The organism is Pseudocalidococcus azoricus BACA0444 (genome assembly GCF_031729055.1).
Lineage (GTDB): Bacteria > Cyanobacteriota > Cyanobacteriia > Thermosynechococcales > Thermosynechococcaceae > Pseudocalidococcus > Pseudocalidococcus azoricus.
In genome coordinates, this window is the sequence record NZ_JAVMIP010000008.1 from 106,651 (window position 1) to 121,876 (window position 15,226).

Below are 15,226 nucleotides of genomic sequence, written 5' to 3' on the forward strand. Positions count from 1 at the left end.
TCATCAGCTAATTGTTAGTAATTCCCATAACCTTTGAATGTAGTTCCTCGTGGTGTCCCGCATAAATTAGGGTGTGCATGGCTGCCAGGGCTAGTTGGGTCTTACCCCAGGCCAAGTTCTTAAATTCTGTCCAGGCCAGCATAAAGCTATTCAAAATCACGGTTGGATTATCAAGACGAGCTTTAATTTCCTTGATTTGCTAATGATGATGCATTGAACCAGAATTTTTTGCTGTACCAAACCATTTATTGAGCCAGGCCTGCATTTGGTTGATTTCAATGGACTGGGTAGTGATGACGGATTTTGCGAACGCACCGACAGGTTGATGTTTCACCAGGCCCCTGTTTAATAACTGCTCAGACATCATCACTGCGCCGTGGTGGTGCATAATCATATCTTCTAAAAAAGTTTGATCGAGGGTATCTCCCTGTAACTGGGTTAAATCTCGCATCATCGGCACATAATTGACTTCTGGTTTGGCTTGGGGATACCAGTCTCTTAACCAGGCCTGGAGTTGTAAAATTTCTGCTGATTGGACATCAATAATGGCCTGGGCAAAGGCGCGCATTTCTGGACGTGGACTGCGGTTAAGGATCAGGGTCGCCGTTTCAACCGCTTCTTGATGGTGGGGGATCATTTCCGCAATGTAATGTTCTTCACTTGTAACCATCATCATGTGGCCACCGTGAGACATGGGAGTTCGGGAATGTCCCATTACCTGTAGGGATTCTGGCTGGGCTTGGAGGCCTTGATAGTTGGACTGCCACCCAAAAATCCCCCCACCCAAAACAGCAGCCCCAACTCCTAAAGTAATGAATAGTTTTTGACTGCTGATTACCATAATAATTTCCCCCTGAGATAATTTAATTATAGCAATACCCACTGCCTAGGATTTTGACCCATTCGGTGCTTGGTGCAGCGTCAATCTGGGTAATAGTTTGGATCAAAAAGCTAAGACTTTAGTCCTATAAAATATCAAGCAAGCCCCTAGCCAGAGTTTGCCAGGCCATGTCTCCCCTCCAACAACTCGAAGCCTACTCCCAGCAGCACCCCCAAGAGGTCTTACTGATCAGTGCCCGCTGGCTGGATGGGGCCAACACGGAGCAGGAAGATTATGTGATGGTCTTTAAGGGGGTTTCCAGTTCCTTGATGCACGCGACGGCGGTGGATGCCGATGTACCTGTTTTACCCCCCCAGGCCGAGATCCTAACCATTGATCGCCTAGCTAGTCCCTACAACCCTAACCAACCGCAATATCTAGAGCAAAACATCACTTGGGAAAGGTTTGTTGCTCAATATCTCAATATTTGATCGGCATTGAGCCAATATAGTAGCTTAGGAATATCTGGGCCTGGAGGATAAGGTGTTGCTATCTTCTGCCGATCATACCCGTGATAACATCCTGCCACCCCCTGAGGTCAATTATCAGGCCCAAGTCCAGCAATTACAGGCCCTGTTGGCGGAGATGAGCCAGGCAGTTGTCCCCAATGGTCAACGACAAGCAGCCCAAAAGCTGGCCACAGAATTAGGCTTGACCCTGGGGGGCCTGGGCTTTACCGATGCAACCCAACTGGCCTGGATGATTGCCCAACGCCTCACCGAAACCCTGACCTTTACCCCCCAGACCTTAAAAGAACTCAATCATTGGGGCAGCAAGCTTAAGGAATTAACCAGCCCTGTCCCGGCCGCACCCCCGGATCAACCTGAGATTTTATTAATTGATGAGGATTTGGATTTAGCCCAGGCCTTAGGACGCGATGCCCCGCACTGGGAAATGCAATTGGTGACAGTGACAACCTGGGCGGATGGTCTGGCTTATCTGGCGGATTATCGCCCCAGTTTAGTCGTAATCAATCCCCATTTAGCCCCCGACAGCCAAGCTAATTCTCAACTCCTTTCCCGCTTATCCCAGGCCAGTCCGGCAATTCCGACCATTTTATTCACCGATGAAGACAGTTGGCGGGCCCGGTTAGCAGCAATTCGCTTGGGAAGTCGGGTTAGTTTGGCAAAGCCCGTCAGTGGGGATCAAGTCTGGCAGGCCATTAGTGATCTCCTCCATCGCCAAGAGAACACCCAGGCCCATGTCTTAATTGTGGATGATGATCCGGTGGCGATTACAATCCTGAAACGGGTGCTTGCCCCTTGGGGCCTGGATATCACCGCAGTGCAGGATCCCCAGAAGTTTTGGCAGGCCCTTGAAGCTACCATTCCTGATCTCGTCATTCTGGATGTGCAAATGCCGGGGATTAACGGGATTGAATTGTGTCAGATGGTGCGTTCAGATCCCCGCTGGGGCCGCTTGCCAATTGTTTTTTTTACCGCCAGCACCGAACCAGATTTAGTCACCCGCCTATTTGCCGCCGGAGCCGATGATTTTGTCAGTAAGCCGATCATTGGCCCGGAACTGGTGACCCGGATTCTGAACCGCCTCGAACGCACCCGCCTCTTACGGAGTTTAGCTGAAACCGACCCCCTGACTGGAATTTTTAACCGCCGTAAAGCCCAGGAAATGCTGGAAAAATTTATTGGACTGGCCCAGGCCGAGACTCAACCCCTATCTTTAGTGATGTTGGATTTGGATCACTTTAAGCAGGTGAATGATCGGTATGGCCACAGCAGCGGTGATCAGGTCTTGGTCGCAACGGCTCGTTTACTCCGCCAATCCCTCCGTCCAGAGGATGTGGTGGCCCGTTGGGGGGGAGAAGAGTTTTTAATTGGGATGTATGGCCTGGGGGCAGAGACAGCGGTGGCGCGCCTGGAGTTTGTCTTGGAGAAGTTACGCACAAGGCAATTTACCTCTGAGCAAGGAGAGATATTCCAGGTTAGTTTTAGTGCCGGGGTAGCCGAATTTCCCCACCAGGGCCAGGATCTAATGAGCCTTTACCGGACGGCCGATGAAACTCTCTACGCCGCCAAAGCCAATGGTCGTAATCAGGTCTTAGCCGCCAACGTCTAACAGTACCCCGGCCTAGTTTCCTGCATAGGCAATCTTAATGGTTCAATAGGTGGGGAGTGCTTGTAAATCTGACCATTCCTGCCGATCCCGTGACCCAGACTGTTCTGAGAGAGTAGAACTGTTAAAAAGACTGCCGATAAAGCATTTCTGACTTGTCCCCGTCTCACCCCAAATGAGTAACGCGATAGAATCAGCCCATTTCCTCGCTGTCTTGCCAATGTCCATCAGAGCCGAAAAACTATTGCGTTGGCAGCGGTCACAATCTTTATTGTCCCGGCAATGGCAAATTACCACCGCAATTTTGGGGCTAGTGGGGCGGTGGTTGGGAGACTGGGCCTGGCATCGGAATTCTGCTCGCCTGCGCCAAAAACGGGCCCGCCAGCTGGTGCAAACCCTGCTGAATTTGGGGCCGACCTTTATTAAGATTGGGCAATTTCTCTCCACTCGGATAGATCTACTGCCTTGGGAATATGTGGAAGCTCTCCGTGATCTCCAGGATCGGGTTCCCCCCTTTAGTTCCCGCCAGGCCTTGGAGATTGTCAGCCGTGAATTAGGTTATCCTCTACCAGAACTCTATGCCGAATTTACCGCTGAACCCCTGGCAGCCGCTAGTTTAGGCCAAGTCCATCGAGCCACATTACACACAGGCGAGGCCGTCGTTGTCAAAGTCCAGCGGCCCTATTTACAGCAACTTTTGAGCTTGGATTATCGGGTAATCGGGGCCTGGGTCAAATTGATCCATCGGATGATTCCCGTCAGTCGCCGTTACGATTTACCTGCCATTTATGAAGAATTCTTTAGCATCCTCTTGCAAGAAATTGACTATATCCGGGAAGGTCAAAATGCCGACCGCTTTCGCCAAAACTTCCAGGCCGAGCCTCATATTCGCGTTCCCAAGATTTACTGGACCTACACCACCAGTCGCGTCCTGACGATGGAATATTTACCCGGAATCCGGATTGATAACCGCGCTGCCCTGGCTGCCCACGGACTCAACCCCCAGGCCCTGAATCAACTGGGTATTTGCTGCTACCTCAAACAACTCTTAATTGATGGCTTTTTTCATGCCGACCCCCACCCTGGCAACTTGGCTGTGACAACCACAGGAGATTTAATTTTTTACGACTACGGCATGATGACGGAAGTGGCCGCCCTGAACCAAGAACAAATGGTGGCAACATTTTTTGCTGTCCTCCAGAAAGATACCCAGCAGGTGATTGTTACCTTGACCCAGTTGGGCTTAATTGAACCCGTCGCCGATATGTCCACCGTGGAGCGGATCATGCAGGTGATTCTGACGGAATTTACGGAACGGCCCCTAGATGTGGAATTTTTTAGCCAGATGCGCCAAGACGTTTATCTGCTTTTCCAACAACAGCCTTTCCGCCTGCCCGCCAAACTGACCTATATCCTCAAGTCTTTAACCACCTTAGATGGCATTGCCCGGACGCTGGATGCAAACTATAACTTGGTGGCCGCGGCTCAACCCTTCGTGAAACAATTAGCCCTCAGTTCGCGGGGACGGGGCTGGCGGGCCTTGACCCAACAAACCCAAAGCTTTATTCAACGCAAACTCAACCAACCCAGCCACACGGAAATCCTGTTACAAAATTTCCAGGCCCGGCTCGAACGGGGTGACATTAAAGTCCGGGTTAAGGCCCCAGAAACGGAGATCATGCTGCGGCGAGTTTATCTGACCCTGCAATGTTTATTACTGACCTCTGTTGCCGGCTTCACTTTGTTGGGAGGGATATTACTTCTCTTAGGAGATTATTGGGGCGGGGCGATTTTTCTGTTTATGGTGACGGCTTTAGCAGTTTTGGGCCTGGGGCGATTGGCCTGGCGACTCCTATTTTAAGTTTGTGTATCAAAGTCAGACCCAGATCAAGCATCTCCTAAGGGATGGTTTAAGATAAAGAGTCAATCCAGCCGCCCTCGGAATTTTTCCCTATGTCCTTTGTTGGCCTGCATATTCACAGTGACTACAGTTTGCTCGATGGCGCCAGTCAGTTACCGGATCTGGTCAACCAGGCCATGGAATTGGGGATGCCCGCGGTGGCCTTAACGGATCATGGGGTGATGTATGGCGCAGTCGAACTCCTAAAACTCTGTCGGGGTAAGAACCTCAAGCCGATCATTGGCAACGAAATGTATGTGATCAACGGGGATATTACCAAACAGGAACGACGGCCGCGGTTTCATCAAGTTGTCTTAGCCAAAAATACCCAAGGCTATCGGAACCTGGCCAAGCTAACCACGATTTCCCATCTCGAAGGGGTGCAAAGCAAAGGAATTTTCTCCCGCCCCTGTATCAACAAAGATTTACTGGAGCAGTATCGGGAAGGCTTGATTGTCACCAGTGCCTGTCTAGGCGGTGAAATTCCCCAGGCCATCATGCACGGCAAACCCGATGTAGCAAGACGAGTGGCCAGTTGGTACAAAGAACGGTTTGGTGAAGATTTTTACTTAGAAATTCAAGATCATGGCTCCCCGGAAGATCGGGTTGTCAATGTGGAATTGGTGAAAATCAGTCAGGAATTGGGAATCGAGATTATTGCCACGAACGACTCCCATTACATCTCCTGCTACGACGTGGAAAGCCATGATGCGCTCTTGTGTATTCAAACCGGCAAGCTGATTACAGAAGATAAACGATTAAGGTATAGCGGCACCGAATATCTCAAATCCGCTGCAGAAATGGCCCTGCTGTTTCGGGATCATTTAGAGCCAGAGATTGTTGAAATGGCGATTAAAAACACCCTGGCCGTCGCGGAAAAGATTGAAGGGTATGACATTTTCCGGGAACCCCAAAGCCCCGCCTATCCTCTCCCCCCCGGCCATACGGCTGAAACCTATCTGGAACAAGTCACCTGGGCAGGCTTACTCAACCGCTTTAATTTAACGACGCGCACTGAAGTTGAACCCCGCTATCGGGAACGCTTGGAATACGAGTTAGAAATGCTCCAAAAAATGGGCTTTTCGACTTATTTTCTTGTCGTGTGGGATTACATCAAGTATGCGCGGGATAATGGCATTCCCGTGGGGCCAGGCCGGGGGTGCGTTCTAGGCAATACACGAGTGTTATTAGCAAATGGTCAAGAGACTTGTATCCAAGATATTCAGGTGGGGGAAGTCGTCATTACCCATCGTGGCCAAGCCCTACCCGTCACTCAGAAATTTGAATATCCTTGCAATGAAAAAATCATTCAACTGGCCATCGGCAGCGAAACCCTGACCCTCACCCAGGATCATAAAATTTGGGCAATTCAGTCGCAACGATGTACGGTCAAGTCAGCTAAAACTGAGACTGTTATTTGTAAACCCAGTTGCCAGCGTTATTGTTCAGAAAAGCCTTTTGAAAAGTACCAACTAGAGTGGTTGCCAGCTTCAAGTCTAGAAAAAGATGATTTTGTTGTTTTCCCCCGTAATCATTCGACTGAGCAACCTCTGACGTTTGATCTCCTGGATTACATTGAATCTAAGCCCCATCTCAAACATGATGAGTGCTCCATTTGGTATGAAATTGGCACCAACTCACTACTCACCCACAAAATTCCCCGTTTCATTCCCTATGATCAAAACTTGGCCAAACTTTTAGGGTTTTATATTGCTGAAGGGTGGTCACGATTAGGCGAGCGTGAATGTGCCGTTGGTTTTGGCTTCTCTGATCAGGAGTGGGATTATGCCCAAGAAGTTAGCCAATTATTACAAAATGTTTTTGGTCTTGATAGTAAAATTACGCCTCACCAAACGCGCCATTCACTTCAAGTCATTGCTTATTCACGCATCGTTGGGGAATTTCTCGCAGCAATTTGTGGCAAGGGAGCAAATCATAAGATTATTCCTAATGATATTATTTTGCATGGTCAGTCTAACTACACTAGAATCCTCATTGCGTATCTTTTTCGGGGTGATGGTCATAATGGTTCTTCTAGTAAAACGATTGCAATTAAATACACAACCACCTCGCCCCAATTAGCCTCACAGTTACGTTTTCTCTTGGCTCGGTTTGGATATTGGGCCTCAATCTTAATCCGTAAGAAAGATAACACTAAATGGGCTGATGAATATTCAGTCAAGTTAGCTGGAAAACAATTATTGAACTGGAATTCAGATTTCTGGGATTTTCCGATTGGTGTTAAAGAACAAGCCTTTTATCGAAATGATAGCTTTTATGTTGATGAAAATTACATTTATATCAAGATTCGGGCTAAAGACTATATTGACTTCAGTGGCAAGGTTTATGATATTTCAGTTCCCCCAGATGCTTCTTATGTTGCCAATGGGTATGCCATTCATAATTCTGCCGCGGGATCTCTTGTTGCCTATGCCTTGGGAATTACTAACATTGATCCAGTCCATCATGGCTTACTGTTTGAACGCTTCTTAAACCCGGAACGGAAATCCATGCCGGATATTGATACGGATTTCTGTATTGAACGCCGGGATGAAGTGATTCAATATGTCACCCAAAAATATGGCACCGAGCGGGTGGCCCAGATCATTACCTTTAACCGGATGACTTCCAAAGCAGTGCTGAAAGATGTGGCCCGGGTGTTGGATATTCCCTATGGGGAAGCGGACAAAATGGCCAAAATGATTCCGATTGTCCGGGGCAAACCGACCAAACTGAAAGTGATGATTTCCGATGAGACCCCAGAGCCGGAATTTAAGAAAGTTTATGACACCGATGAACGGGTGCGCCACTGGATTGATTTGGCGATGCGGATTGAAGGGACAAACAAAACCTATGGAGTTCATGCCGCGGGGGTGGTGATTGCCTCCGAACCCTTGGCCGAAATTGTGCCCCTCCAACGCAACAATGATGGGGCGGTGATTACCCAATATTTCATGGAAGATTTGGAATCCCTTGGCCTGTTGAAAATGGACTTTTTGGGTCTGCGGAATTTGACAATGATCCAAAAAACCAAGGACTTGGTGCAGCAATTTCAAAATCTGGATGTGGATGTGGATGCCTTACCCCTAGATGATCCAGCCACCTATTCCTTACTCTCCCGCGGGGAACTGGAGGGGATTTTCCAACTGGAATCCTCAGGGATGCGGCAAATTGTCCGAGAACTGAAGCCTTCCAACCTGGAAGATATTTCCTCTGTTCTGGCCCTCTATCGGCCTGGCCCCCTGGATGCTGGCCTAGTCCCGAAATTTATTAACCGCAAACATGGCCGAGAACGAATTCAATATGAACATGACCTGCTCAAGCCAATTCTTGACGAAACCTATGGGGTGTTAATTTTCCAAGAACAGATCATGAAAATGGCCCAGGACTTGGCCGGCTATTCCTTGGGTCAGGCAGACCTGTTGCGGCGGGCGATGGGGAAAAAGAAAGTCTCGGAAATGCAAAAACACGAGCAGATGTTTGTGGATGGGGCAGCGAAAAATGGCGTACCGGGAAAAATTGCCCAAGACCTGTTTCAACAGATGGTGATGTTTGCCGAATATTGCCTCAGTGCAGATACGGAACTTTACACCGTGGAATATGGCTGGCTCCAGATTGGGCGGATTGTGGAAGAACAGATCGAGTGCCAGATTCTGAGTGTTAATCCCCACGGCCATGTTTACAGTCAACCCATCGCTCAATGGCATCGCCGGGCCTGGCAGGAAGTCTTTGAATATCAACTGGAAACCGGAGCAACTATTAAAGCCACTGCCGATCACAAATTCCTCACTAGGGATGGACAAATGTACCGAATTGAGGACATTTTTCAGCGAGGATTAGACCTCTGGCAATTACCACCAGACTGCTTCAGCCCTTGGGAACTGGCAACCGATCAACCTCAAGTCATTAATGTGTAGGGGATACTAGATTTTACACATTTAGAGTTGAAGATAGACATATTAAAGGACGTTTCTCAGAGAGAACCTTTCAGATTTATATAGCTTAAAACAATTTGTGTAAGTTGATATGTCAAGCAACTAGTAGGTGGGAAATTGCTTAACCCTTGAAAACCGCCTGCCCAGGCCGGGTTAAGTTCATCCAATGGGGGGAAGTGAAACCTTAGAAAACAAGCTAGATTAAACATAGATTGAGTTATGTTGTTCGTTTACAAAACTAAACTTATTTCTAACTCTTGGCTAACGTCTTATTTGCAGTTCAATAACGCTCCCTTTACACTTAAAACCCCTAACCCCCACAAATCAATATTATGTTTCCTCCAGTGCTTCGTACTTTGGGTTTGAGTATTCTTCTAGCTGGAGCCTTAGCCCCCGTCACTCTGGCCCAACCCCGCGCCAATTCCCTTCTCCCTTCCCTGGCTGTCGCGACCCTGACCCCGGCGGAAGTCCAACAGCAGTTACAAATTAAGCCCGAAACCGCGCAGGATTATTACAATCTCGGTCTAGTAGCCCAAGGACAAGGCGATTTTCCCCAGGCCATTGCCTATTTCACCCAAGCCATTACCCAGCAGGGCCTAGCCGATTACTATTTTGCACGGGGATTAGCCCAGGCCGACCTTGGAGATCACCTCAAAGCCCTAGATGACTATAACCAGGCCATTGAACTCGACCCAAATTTTGCCAGTGCATTCTACAATCGGGGGATGACCTATCTGGCCTTGCAAAACCTTCCCGCTGCTGTCAATAACTTTGATCAGGCCATTGCCCTCGATCCAGAATTTGTGGCTGCCTACTATAGCCGGGGGATGGCCTATTTTGACATGGGCAAAATTGAACTGGCCCGCCAAGACTATAACCGCTCCCTCAGCCTCAGTCCCACCATGTCCGCTTCCTATTACGACCAAGCCCCGCGTCCCTTAACCGGTGGTGGTGATTAGTCGTCCTCAAAAGTTGATTGAGAGAATGGATTTAGAAATGCGACCCAGGCTCCTCTAAAAACCCTAATTCATCCGGTGTACTAGCTCGGCCGAGAATTTGATTCCGATGGGGAAAGCGACCAAACCGGGCTATGACTTCCCAATGCCGATAGGCGTAATGAATTGCATTTTTGCTGTTGGGATCACCCTGTAATCTCTCCCAAAGTTGTAAGCTCATTTCTTGGTCTGTGAGACTTTCGCTATGTTCAAAGGGTAAATAGAAAAACCAGCGTTGAACCGGCAGAACTTGAGCGTCAAATCCTTGGGCAATAGCATGACGAGCAACCCTCAGGGCTAAGGGGTCAGTGGCAAACGCTTCGGGGGTATTGCGAAACAGGTTCCGGGGAAATTGATCCAAGACAATGGTTAAGGCCAAGCTGCTCAAGGGATTATTTTCCCAGGCCATCAGTTCATGCCTGGCCGCCTGTTGGTAAACCGTTAAAAACCTTGTGGTTAATGCGAGATCGAAGGCAGCATCCTTGCCAAACCAAAAGTCTCGGGACTGGCCATAGTCGGGGTGATCGGTTGGGCCAAACCAAAATTCTAAAATATCTTGAACATCAGCTAGGCCCATGATCGTCACCTATTTTTTCTCTTGGCTACAGACAGTGTTGGTTCCTGTTCTCACAAAGCAAAAGGAATTTTAACGCCGGATCGGAGTCCCACAGGGATAGGTGGCCACAGTGGTATTCAGGACTGCTGGGCGGGAAACCCCTAGATTTGATTCCTCGGCCTGGACTTGACGGCGGCCTAACTGGGCCTGGAGATATTGCGCTTTCAGGGCCGTCATTAACTCATCGCGCCGATCATACAACCGTTTTAGAGGCCGGGCTGGACATTGGTTGAGGGTGTAGGCGGTCAGGATCGGGAGGGCAATCGTGCTGTCGGTATAACAAACCACCGTATCCCGCAAACCTTGTGGATCTACCTTGCCCCAACTGACAGCCTCACTGGGAACAGCCCCCGACAGGCCCCCCGTATCCGGTCGAGCATCAGTAATTTGGATGAAATAATCATGACCCCGCTCCTCCAGGCCTAGGACTTCATGGATTTGGGGTTGGGTTTGCAGCAAGAAATTTTTTGGACTCCCGCCCCCAATAATCACCGCCGCACTCTGGCCTGGCACACCCGGAATCCCCGACTCCCGCGCAAAATAGGCCAAGGCGGCGGTTTCATTGACATCAATGGCTGGGTCTAAAATCAACTGGGAGCCTTCCAAGGCCAAAGCCGCCACATTCATGCCAATGGAACTATCCCCAGGGGAAGAGGTATAAATGGGCACACCACATTCATAGGCCGTCGATAACAACGAGGGGTGGGGGCGATTCAGCTTAACTTCCACTTCCCGAACATATTGGCCCAAGAGATGATGAAATTCCGCCGTCCCCATCCGCCGTTGAAAGGGAGCCTCGCGCAATACCCGCCGAATAAAGGCATCGGTTTCCAGCAGCACATCGTAGTCAAAAATAATGTCATAGATGCGAATTTGGCTCTCTTGACGCAGTTGGACATCATCCACAAAGGGGTGACTGGCATACAAATCCATCCCCAAGGCGTAGTGAATGTCGTGATAGAGATTGGCCCCAGTGCTGATGATGTAGTCCACAAAGCCGGCCCGCAACAGGGGCGCTAAGGCAGAAATCCCCAGGCCAGTGGGTGTCATCGCCCCAGACAAACTTAAGCCCACCGTTACTCCAGGCTGAAACACAGATTGAGCGAGTAATTGGCAAGCCTCCCGCAACCGCCCTGAGTTGTAGGCCGTGAAATAGTTATTGATCAGATCCACAACACTCACGTCAGCCCTAATTGGAGTTGGGGTAATGGGACGCGTAAAATTTTGAGACATGAGAAAACCCTCCAAACAACGCGAGAACCAGGCCTATATCCTGAGGCTTCCCGCACAACACATTGAAATGCAGTCCAACTCGGACGCTGCTACAATCCGTTCCCACAGAACAACAGCAATTTAAAAGACTTTAGAAGACTGAAGTAACTTGAAATCCAGTTGGGCAATGCGCAAACGTATTAACCCGTGACCGACCCAGTTTGCTGAAAACGCTCAAACAAACCCGTAGTTGCAGGCCGATCAGGTGATACTGGGCCCCTCACAGCCATCTACCCAGGATAGGGTTGGGTCTGATAATCGCCGTTGTTGAAGGGCGACGGTTAAATCCCAGATCGTGAACCGGATGTATCCCATCAGAGTCAAATTTTTCACTGCTTTGCCTAGACGTGACACAGATGCGATACCACTATGACATAAATAGACTAAGTTTTACTAAGTTTCGAGCCAGTGAGGCGGATTTAGGGTTGAGGGGAGGGATTCAAATTCAATGTCCGGCGATCCAGGCCAGGTTCTGTCCGGGTAGAAACGGGAATTGCCACTGGGGGGCGATCTAAGGTCAGCATTAAGTTAGCCGTATTTTCTAAGTCCAAGTTATTTTGAGGTTCATAGAGATTACCGCTGGGAGTGGTTCTGATGGCGGTTGGAGTTAAATCGGCCGCTGCCGTTTCATTCAAAGGGATGGGAGATAGCAGGCCTGGAAAAACGCTGCTCAAGACTCCAACCAAAGCGGCTGCGGAAACTGCGCCAACCCCTGTCCAGGCTAAGAGGGTGCGGGGCCGATTTTGGGCTTTAGCGAGGACTTGATTGGCCAAGGTTTCCGCTGAAGTTGTCAGAGGACAAGGAGCCTGGTGCAAGCTCTGTTGTAGTTTCAGGAGCCGGTGGTAAAGATGCTGATAATCCGGTTCTGTGGCTAACCAGGCCTCGACTTGGGCCCGTTGGGCGGGTGTGACCTCCCCATCCACGTAAGCACTGAGAAGTTCAAAGCGTTCCGCTTGGCTGCTGTCTGGGCTATTCGGCGGGGTGGATTTGGGGGAGAAGGGGTTTGGGCTGTCCATAGGATTAGCAGGGGTAGGAATTAGTTAGCGGTAGGGGAATTACAAGTTTTGGGCATCGAGATGGGGCTGGAGTTGGACCTGAAGACGGGCGCGGGCGCGGGCAATGCGAGATTTTACTGTTCCCAAGGATACCCCCGTAATGGCGGCAATTTCTTCATAAGCCAGGCCGTCAATTTCCCGCAAAACAATGGTTGTCCGAAAGGACTCTGGCAGATCGGCAATGGCCTGGTGGAGTTGGGCGTAGAACTCATCCGTAGAAAGAACATCATCGGGACTGGGGTCTGCCGCCGCAATTTCCCAATTCATTTCCCCATCGGCGGTGGCTAAGGGGGCATCTAAGGACAAGGGGGCCTGGTGGCGTTTGCGCTTCCGCAGTTCATCATAGAAAAGATTGGTGGTAATGCGGCCCAGCCAACCGCGGAATTTATGGGGATCTTGCAGGCGTTTAATATTCCGATAAACCCGAATCCAAACCTCCTGCACCAAATCTGCTCGGTCATCCCAATCCGGCGCGAGGTGATAGAGAACCCGTTCCACGTGGGATTGGTGTCTTCGCAACAGTTCTGTAAAAGCAGCCCGATCCGGACTTAACCCGGCCTGGCAACGCAGGACTAAATCTGGATTTGCAAGTTTTGATACCGGAACAGCCACCCCAGAACAGGTCTCCTCTGCGAACGAGCGAAGCTCTCCAGCGAGCGATCTTTGCTCTCCAACACCAGGCCAAGATAAGGAAATAGTAGAGGTCATGGCTGTCATTAGTCTAGAGTAGGGTCAATTTGTGCGGCCGGCCATCAGTCTGAAGGCGAGCTACTTATTCAGACAAGAAACAGCGATAATTGTTCCCAGGCCTAGGCCAGCATGAGCCAGTAGCCCTTAGTTCATTAATGATGTTCATCCCCTCGGGCCTGGGCTAAGAGGGCAGTAATAATCTTTTCATTAGCTTTTGGAAAGGGGTAATCATTCAACTCGGCAACCGTCACCCAACGGACTTCCTCACAGGCTAGGGGTTGGGGGTCTCCTGATAGATACTGGCAGTGATGCACAACTAAGGTGACTTTGAAATGGCTATAGGCATGATCCACCCGAATCAATTCATCTCCTACCACAATCTCGATACCAATTTCCTCTTGGATTTCCCGCTGGATACAGGCCGGAATTGTTTCATTGGGTTCAACTTTGCCCCCCGGAAATTCCCATAGCCCCCCTAGTAACCCATCTGCGGGCCGCCGATCAATTAGCACCTGATTCTGACTGTTCCAAATCACTGCTACACCAATGATCTTGTGGGGAATGGGCTGACTCGGAGTTGTCATGGGAATATTCTTGACAAGGTTTTGCTGATGGGCCTGGCAATAGTTTAACCAAGGACAAGCCGGACATTGGGGATTTTTGGGTAGGCAGATCGTGGCCCCTAAATCCATCAAGGCCTGGTTAAACTCACAGGGAGCTACTGGATCTAATAAATTACTGGACAGCTGCCAAAGGAGTTTGACCACTTTTTGGGGGGGCTGCTTCAGAGCATAGAGCCGCGCTAAAACCCGTTTGACATTGCCATCCAAAATGGGCTGGGGTTGATTAAAGGCGGCGCTGAGGATTCCCCCGGCCGTAGTTCGCCCAATCCCCGGTAAATCCATCACAGCCTCTAGACCTTGGGGAAACTGGCCGTCGTGTTCCGAGAGAATTTTCTGGGCAGCGGTGTGTAAATTACGAGCACGGGCGTAGTAGCCTAATCCTTGCCAGAGTTTGAGCACCTGTTGCTGACTGGCCTGGGCGAGCGTGGAGATATTTGGGAAAGCCTCTAACCAGCGGTGATAGTAGGGAATAACCGTTTGCACCTGGGTTTGCTGGAGCATGATTTCCGAAATCCAGATGGCATAGGGGTCTTGAGTTTGCCGCCATGGTAAATCTCGCCCACATTCGGCATACCAACCTAACAAGGCCTGGCGCAGTTGGGGAACTGGCAATGATGAAGAACTATAACGTCCCGCGCTATCTTGAACGGTTGCCATCCACTAACCTGAACGTCCAGACCTGGCTAAGGACATCTAAAGTTCATGGCTATTGGTTAAAGACTGTTCCATTTTGAGACGCTGTTCGGCTCCCCGCAGGAAATAACCACTCATGAGGGCGGTGGCTAAGAGTCGGCCAAGGTTTTCCCGATTGGTGGTGATGGTGACATCAAATTCCTGGGGGGGTAAATGACCGAGCAAACTCATAATGTGTTGATCCATCAGGGCCATCACTTCCGGTGAACTGGGACGGGACATCCGAGCGACAGTCTCTTGATCCAGGCCTTGGAGATAGTCACTTAAGCTAGTTGGGGTCGCCGGGTCGGACATGGAATTTAAGAATTGATCCATAAGATAGCCATCCTTCTGCAATCTTAGCCCTAGTTTTGGCTTAACCCTACTTTAACAAGTGCAGACGCAGGGCCTGGGGGCATAAAACCATAGAAACTTTGACGGTTTTCCGATCCATAAATGTTTCCTACAGCAAATCAGAATATTCCTCTAATAGCGTTAACAGGTCTCGGAGTCGC

13 protein-coding genes are annotated in these 15,226 nt (G+C 49.7%); 5 read left to right on the forward strand and 8 right to left on the reverse strand.

From position 1 onward, the window contains the following. Positions 1-7: 7 nt before the first annotated feature. On the reverse strand, positions 8-154 hold the full coding sequence (locus RIF25_RS09680) for a hypothetical protein (protein WP_322878337.1): 147 nt from the start codon (positions 152-154) through the stop codon (positions 8-10). Positions 155-199: 45 nt separating this feature from the next. Next, the gene (locus tag RIF25_RS09685) at positions 200-841 is read right to left on the reverse strand and encodes a DUF305 domain-containing protein (RefSeq protein ID WP_322878338.1); all 642 of its coding nucleotides are present in this window, start codon (positions 839-841) and stop codon (positions 200-202) included. 167 nt (positions 842-1,008) lie between these two features. On the opposite strand from RIF25_RS09685, the gene RIF25_RS09690 reads away from it, so the two are divergent. The 5 genes from RIF25_RS09690 to RIF25_RS09710 all read left to right on the forward strand — a co-directional run bounded on the left by RIF25_RS09690 (position 1,009) and on the right by RIF25_RS09710 (position 9,747). After that, the gene (locus RIF25_RS09690) at positions 1,009-1,311 is read left to right on the forward strand and encodes a DUF7734 family protein (RefSeq protein WP_322878339.1); all 303 of its coding nucleotides are present in this window, start codon (positions 1,009-1,011) and stop codon (positions 1,309-1,311) included. A 52-nt stretch (positions 1,312-1,363) separates the two neighbouring features. Next, complete coding sequence (locus RIF25_RS09695) at positions 1,364-2,956, forward strand: GGDEF domain-containing protein (protein ID WP_407682381.1); 1,593 nt, start codon at positions 1,364-1,366, stop codon at positions 2,954-2,956. Between the two features lie 217 nt (positions 2,957-3,173). Beyond that, positions 3,174-4,814, forward strand: a complete 1,641-nt coding sequence (locus tag RIF25_RS09700; RefSeq protein WP_322878341.1) for an ABC1 kinase family protein — start codon at positions 3,174-3,176, stop codon at positions 4,812-4,814. Between the two features lie 92 nt (positions 4,815-4,906). Next, a complete protein-coding gene (gene dnaE / locus RIF25_RS09705; protein ID WP_322878342.1) occupies positions 4,907-8,770 on the forward strand; it encodes a DNA polymerase III subunit alpha in 3,864 nt (1,287 codons plus the stop codon). Between the two features lie 380 nt (positions 8,771-9,150). Beyond that, positions 9,151-9,747 carry a tetratricopeptide repeat protein gene (locus RIF25_RS09710; protein WP_322878343.1) on the forward strand — a complete coding sequence of 199 codons (597 nt, stop codon included), beginning with the start codon at positions 9,151-9,153 and terminating at the stop codon, positions 9,745-9,747. A gap of 31 nt (positions 9,748-9,778) precedes the next feature. Here RIF25_RS09710 and RIF25_RS09715 read toward each other — a convergent pair whose 3' ends face one another. The 6 genes from RIF25_RS09715 to RIF25_RS09740 all read right to left on the reverse strand — a co-directional run bounded on the left by RIF25_RS09715 (position 9,779) and on the right by RIF25_RS09740 (position 15,047). After that, the gene (locus tag RIF25_RS09715) at positions 9,779-10,360 is read right to left on the reverse strand and encodes a DUF924 family protein (protein ID WP_322878344.1); all 582 of its coding nucleotides are present in this window, start codon (positions 10,358-10,360) and stop codon (positions 9,779-9,781) included. A gap of 69 nt (positions 10,361-10,429) precedes the next feature. Next, positions 10,430-11,632, reverse strand: coding sequence for a homospermidine biosynthesis protein (locus tag RIF25_RS09720; protein ID WP_322878345.1), 1,203 nt, complete (start codon positions 11,630-11,632; stop codon positions 10,430-10,432). A gap of 458 nt (positions 11,633-12,090) precedes the next feature. After that, on the reverse strand, positions 12,091-12,687 hold the full coding sequence (locus RIF25_RS09725) for an anti-sigma factor family protein (protein ID WP_322878346.1): 597 nt from the start codon (positions 12,685-12,687) through the stop codon (positions 12,091-12,093). A gap of 39 nt (positions 12,688-12,726) precedes the next feature. Beyond that, on the reverse strand, positions 12,727-13,434 hold the full coding sequence (locus RIF25_RS09730) for a sigma-70 family RNA polymerase sigma factor (RefSeq protein WP_407682382.1): 708 nt from the start codon (positions 13,432-13,434) through the stop codon (positions 12,727-12,729). 134 nt (positions 13,435-13,568) lie between these two features. Then, positions 13,569-14,696, reverse strand: a complete 1,128-nt coding sequence (gene mutY, locus RIF25_RS09735) for an A/G-specific adenine glycosylase (RefSeq protein ID WP_322878348.1) — start codon at positions 14,694-14,696, stop codon at positions 13,569-13,571. Between the two features lie 36 nt (positions 14,697-14,732). Then, positions 14,733-15,047 (reverse strand): DUF760 domain-containing protein, encoded by a 315-nt coding sequence (locus RIF25_RS09740; RefSeq protein WP_322878349.1) that lies wholly within the window; start codon positions 15,045-15,047, stop codon positions 14,733-14,735. Positions 15,048-15,226: the final 179 nt, after the last annotated feature.

Coding starts and splice junctions, on each gene's coding strand:
- RIF25_RS09720 (WP_322878345.1), bottom strand. CDS start 11,632: ATGTCTCAAAATTTTACGCGTCCCATTACCCCAACTCCAATTAGGGCT.
- RIF25_RS09690 (WP_322878339.1), top strand. CDS start 1,009: ATGTCTCCCCTCCAACAACTCGAAGCCTACTCCCAGCAGCACCCCCAA.
- RIF25_RS09730 (WP_407682382.1), bottom strand. CDS start 13,434: ATGACCTCTACTATTTCCTTATCTTGGCCTGGTGTTGGAGAGCAAAGA.
- RIF25_RS09740 (WP_322878349.1), bottom strand. CDS start 15,047: ATGGATCAATTCTTAAATTCCATGTCCGACCCGGCGACCCCAACTAGC.
- RIF25_RS09685 (WP_322878338.1), bottom strand. CDS start 841: ATGGTAATCAGCAGTCAAAAACTATTCATTACTTTAGGAGTTGGGGCT.
- RIF25_RS09715 (WP_322878344.1), bottom strand. CDS start 10,360: ATGGGCCTAGCTGATGTTCAAGATATTTTAGAATTTTGGTTTGGCCCA.
- dnaE (WP_322878342.1), top strand. CDS start 4,907: ATGTCCTTTGTTGGCCTGCATATTCACAGTGACTACAGTTTGCTCGAT.
- mutY (WP_322878348.1), bottom strand. CDS start 14,696: ATGGCAACCGTTCAAGATAGCGCGGGACGTTATAGTTCTTCATCATTG.
- RIF25_RS09700 (WP_322878341.1), top strand. CDS start 3,174: ATGTCCATCAGAGCCGAAAAACTATTGCGTTGGCAGCGGTCACAATCT.
- RIF25_RS09725 (WP_322878346.1), bottom strand. CDS start 12,687: ATGGACAGCCCAAACCCCTTCTCCCCCAAATCCACCCCGCCGAATAGC.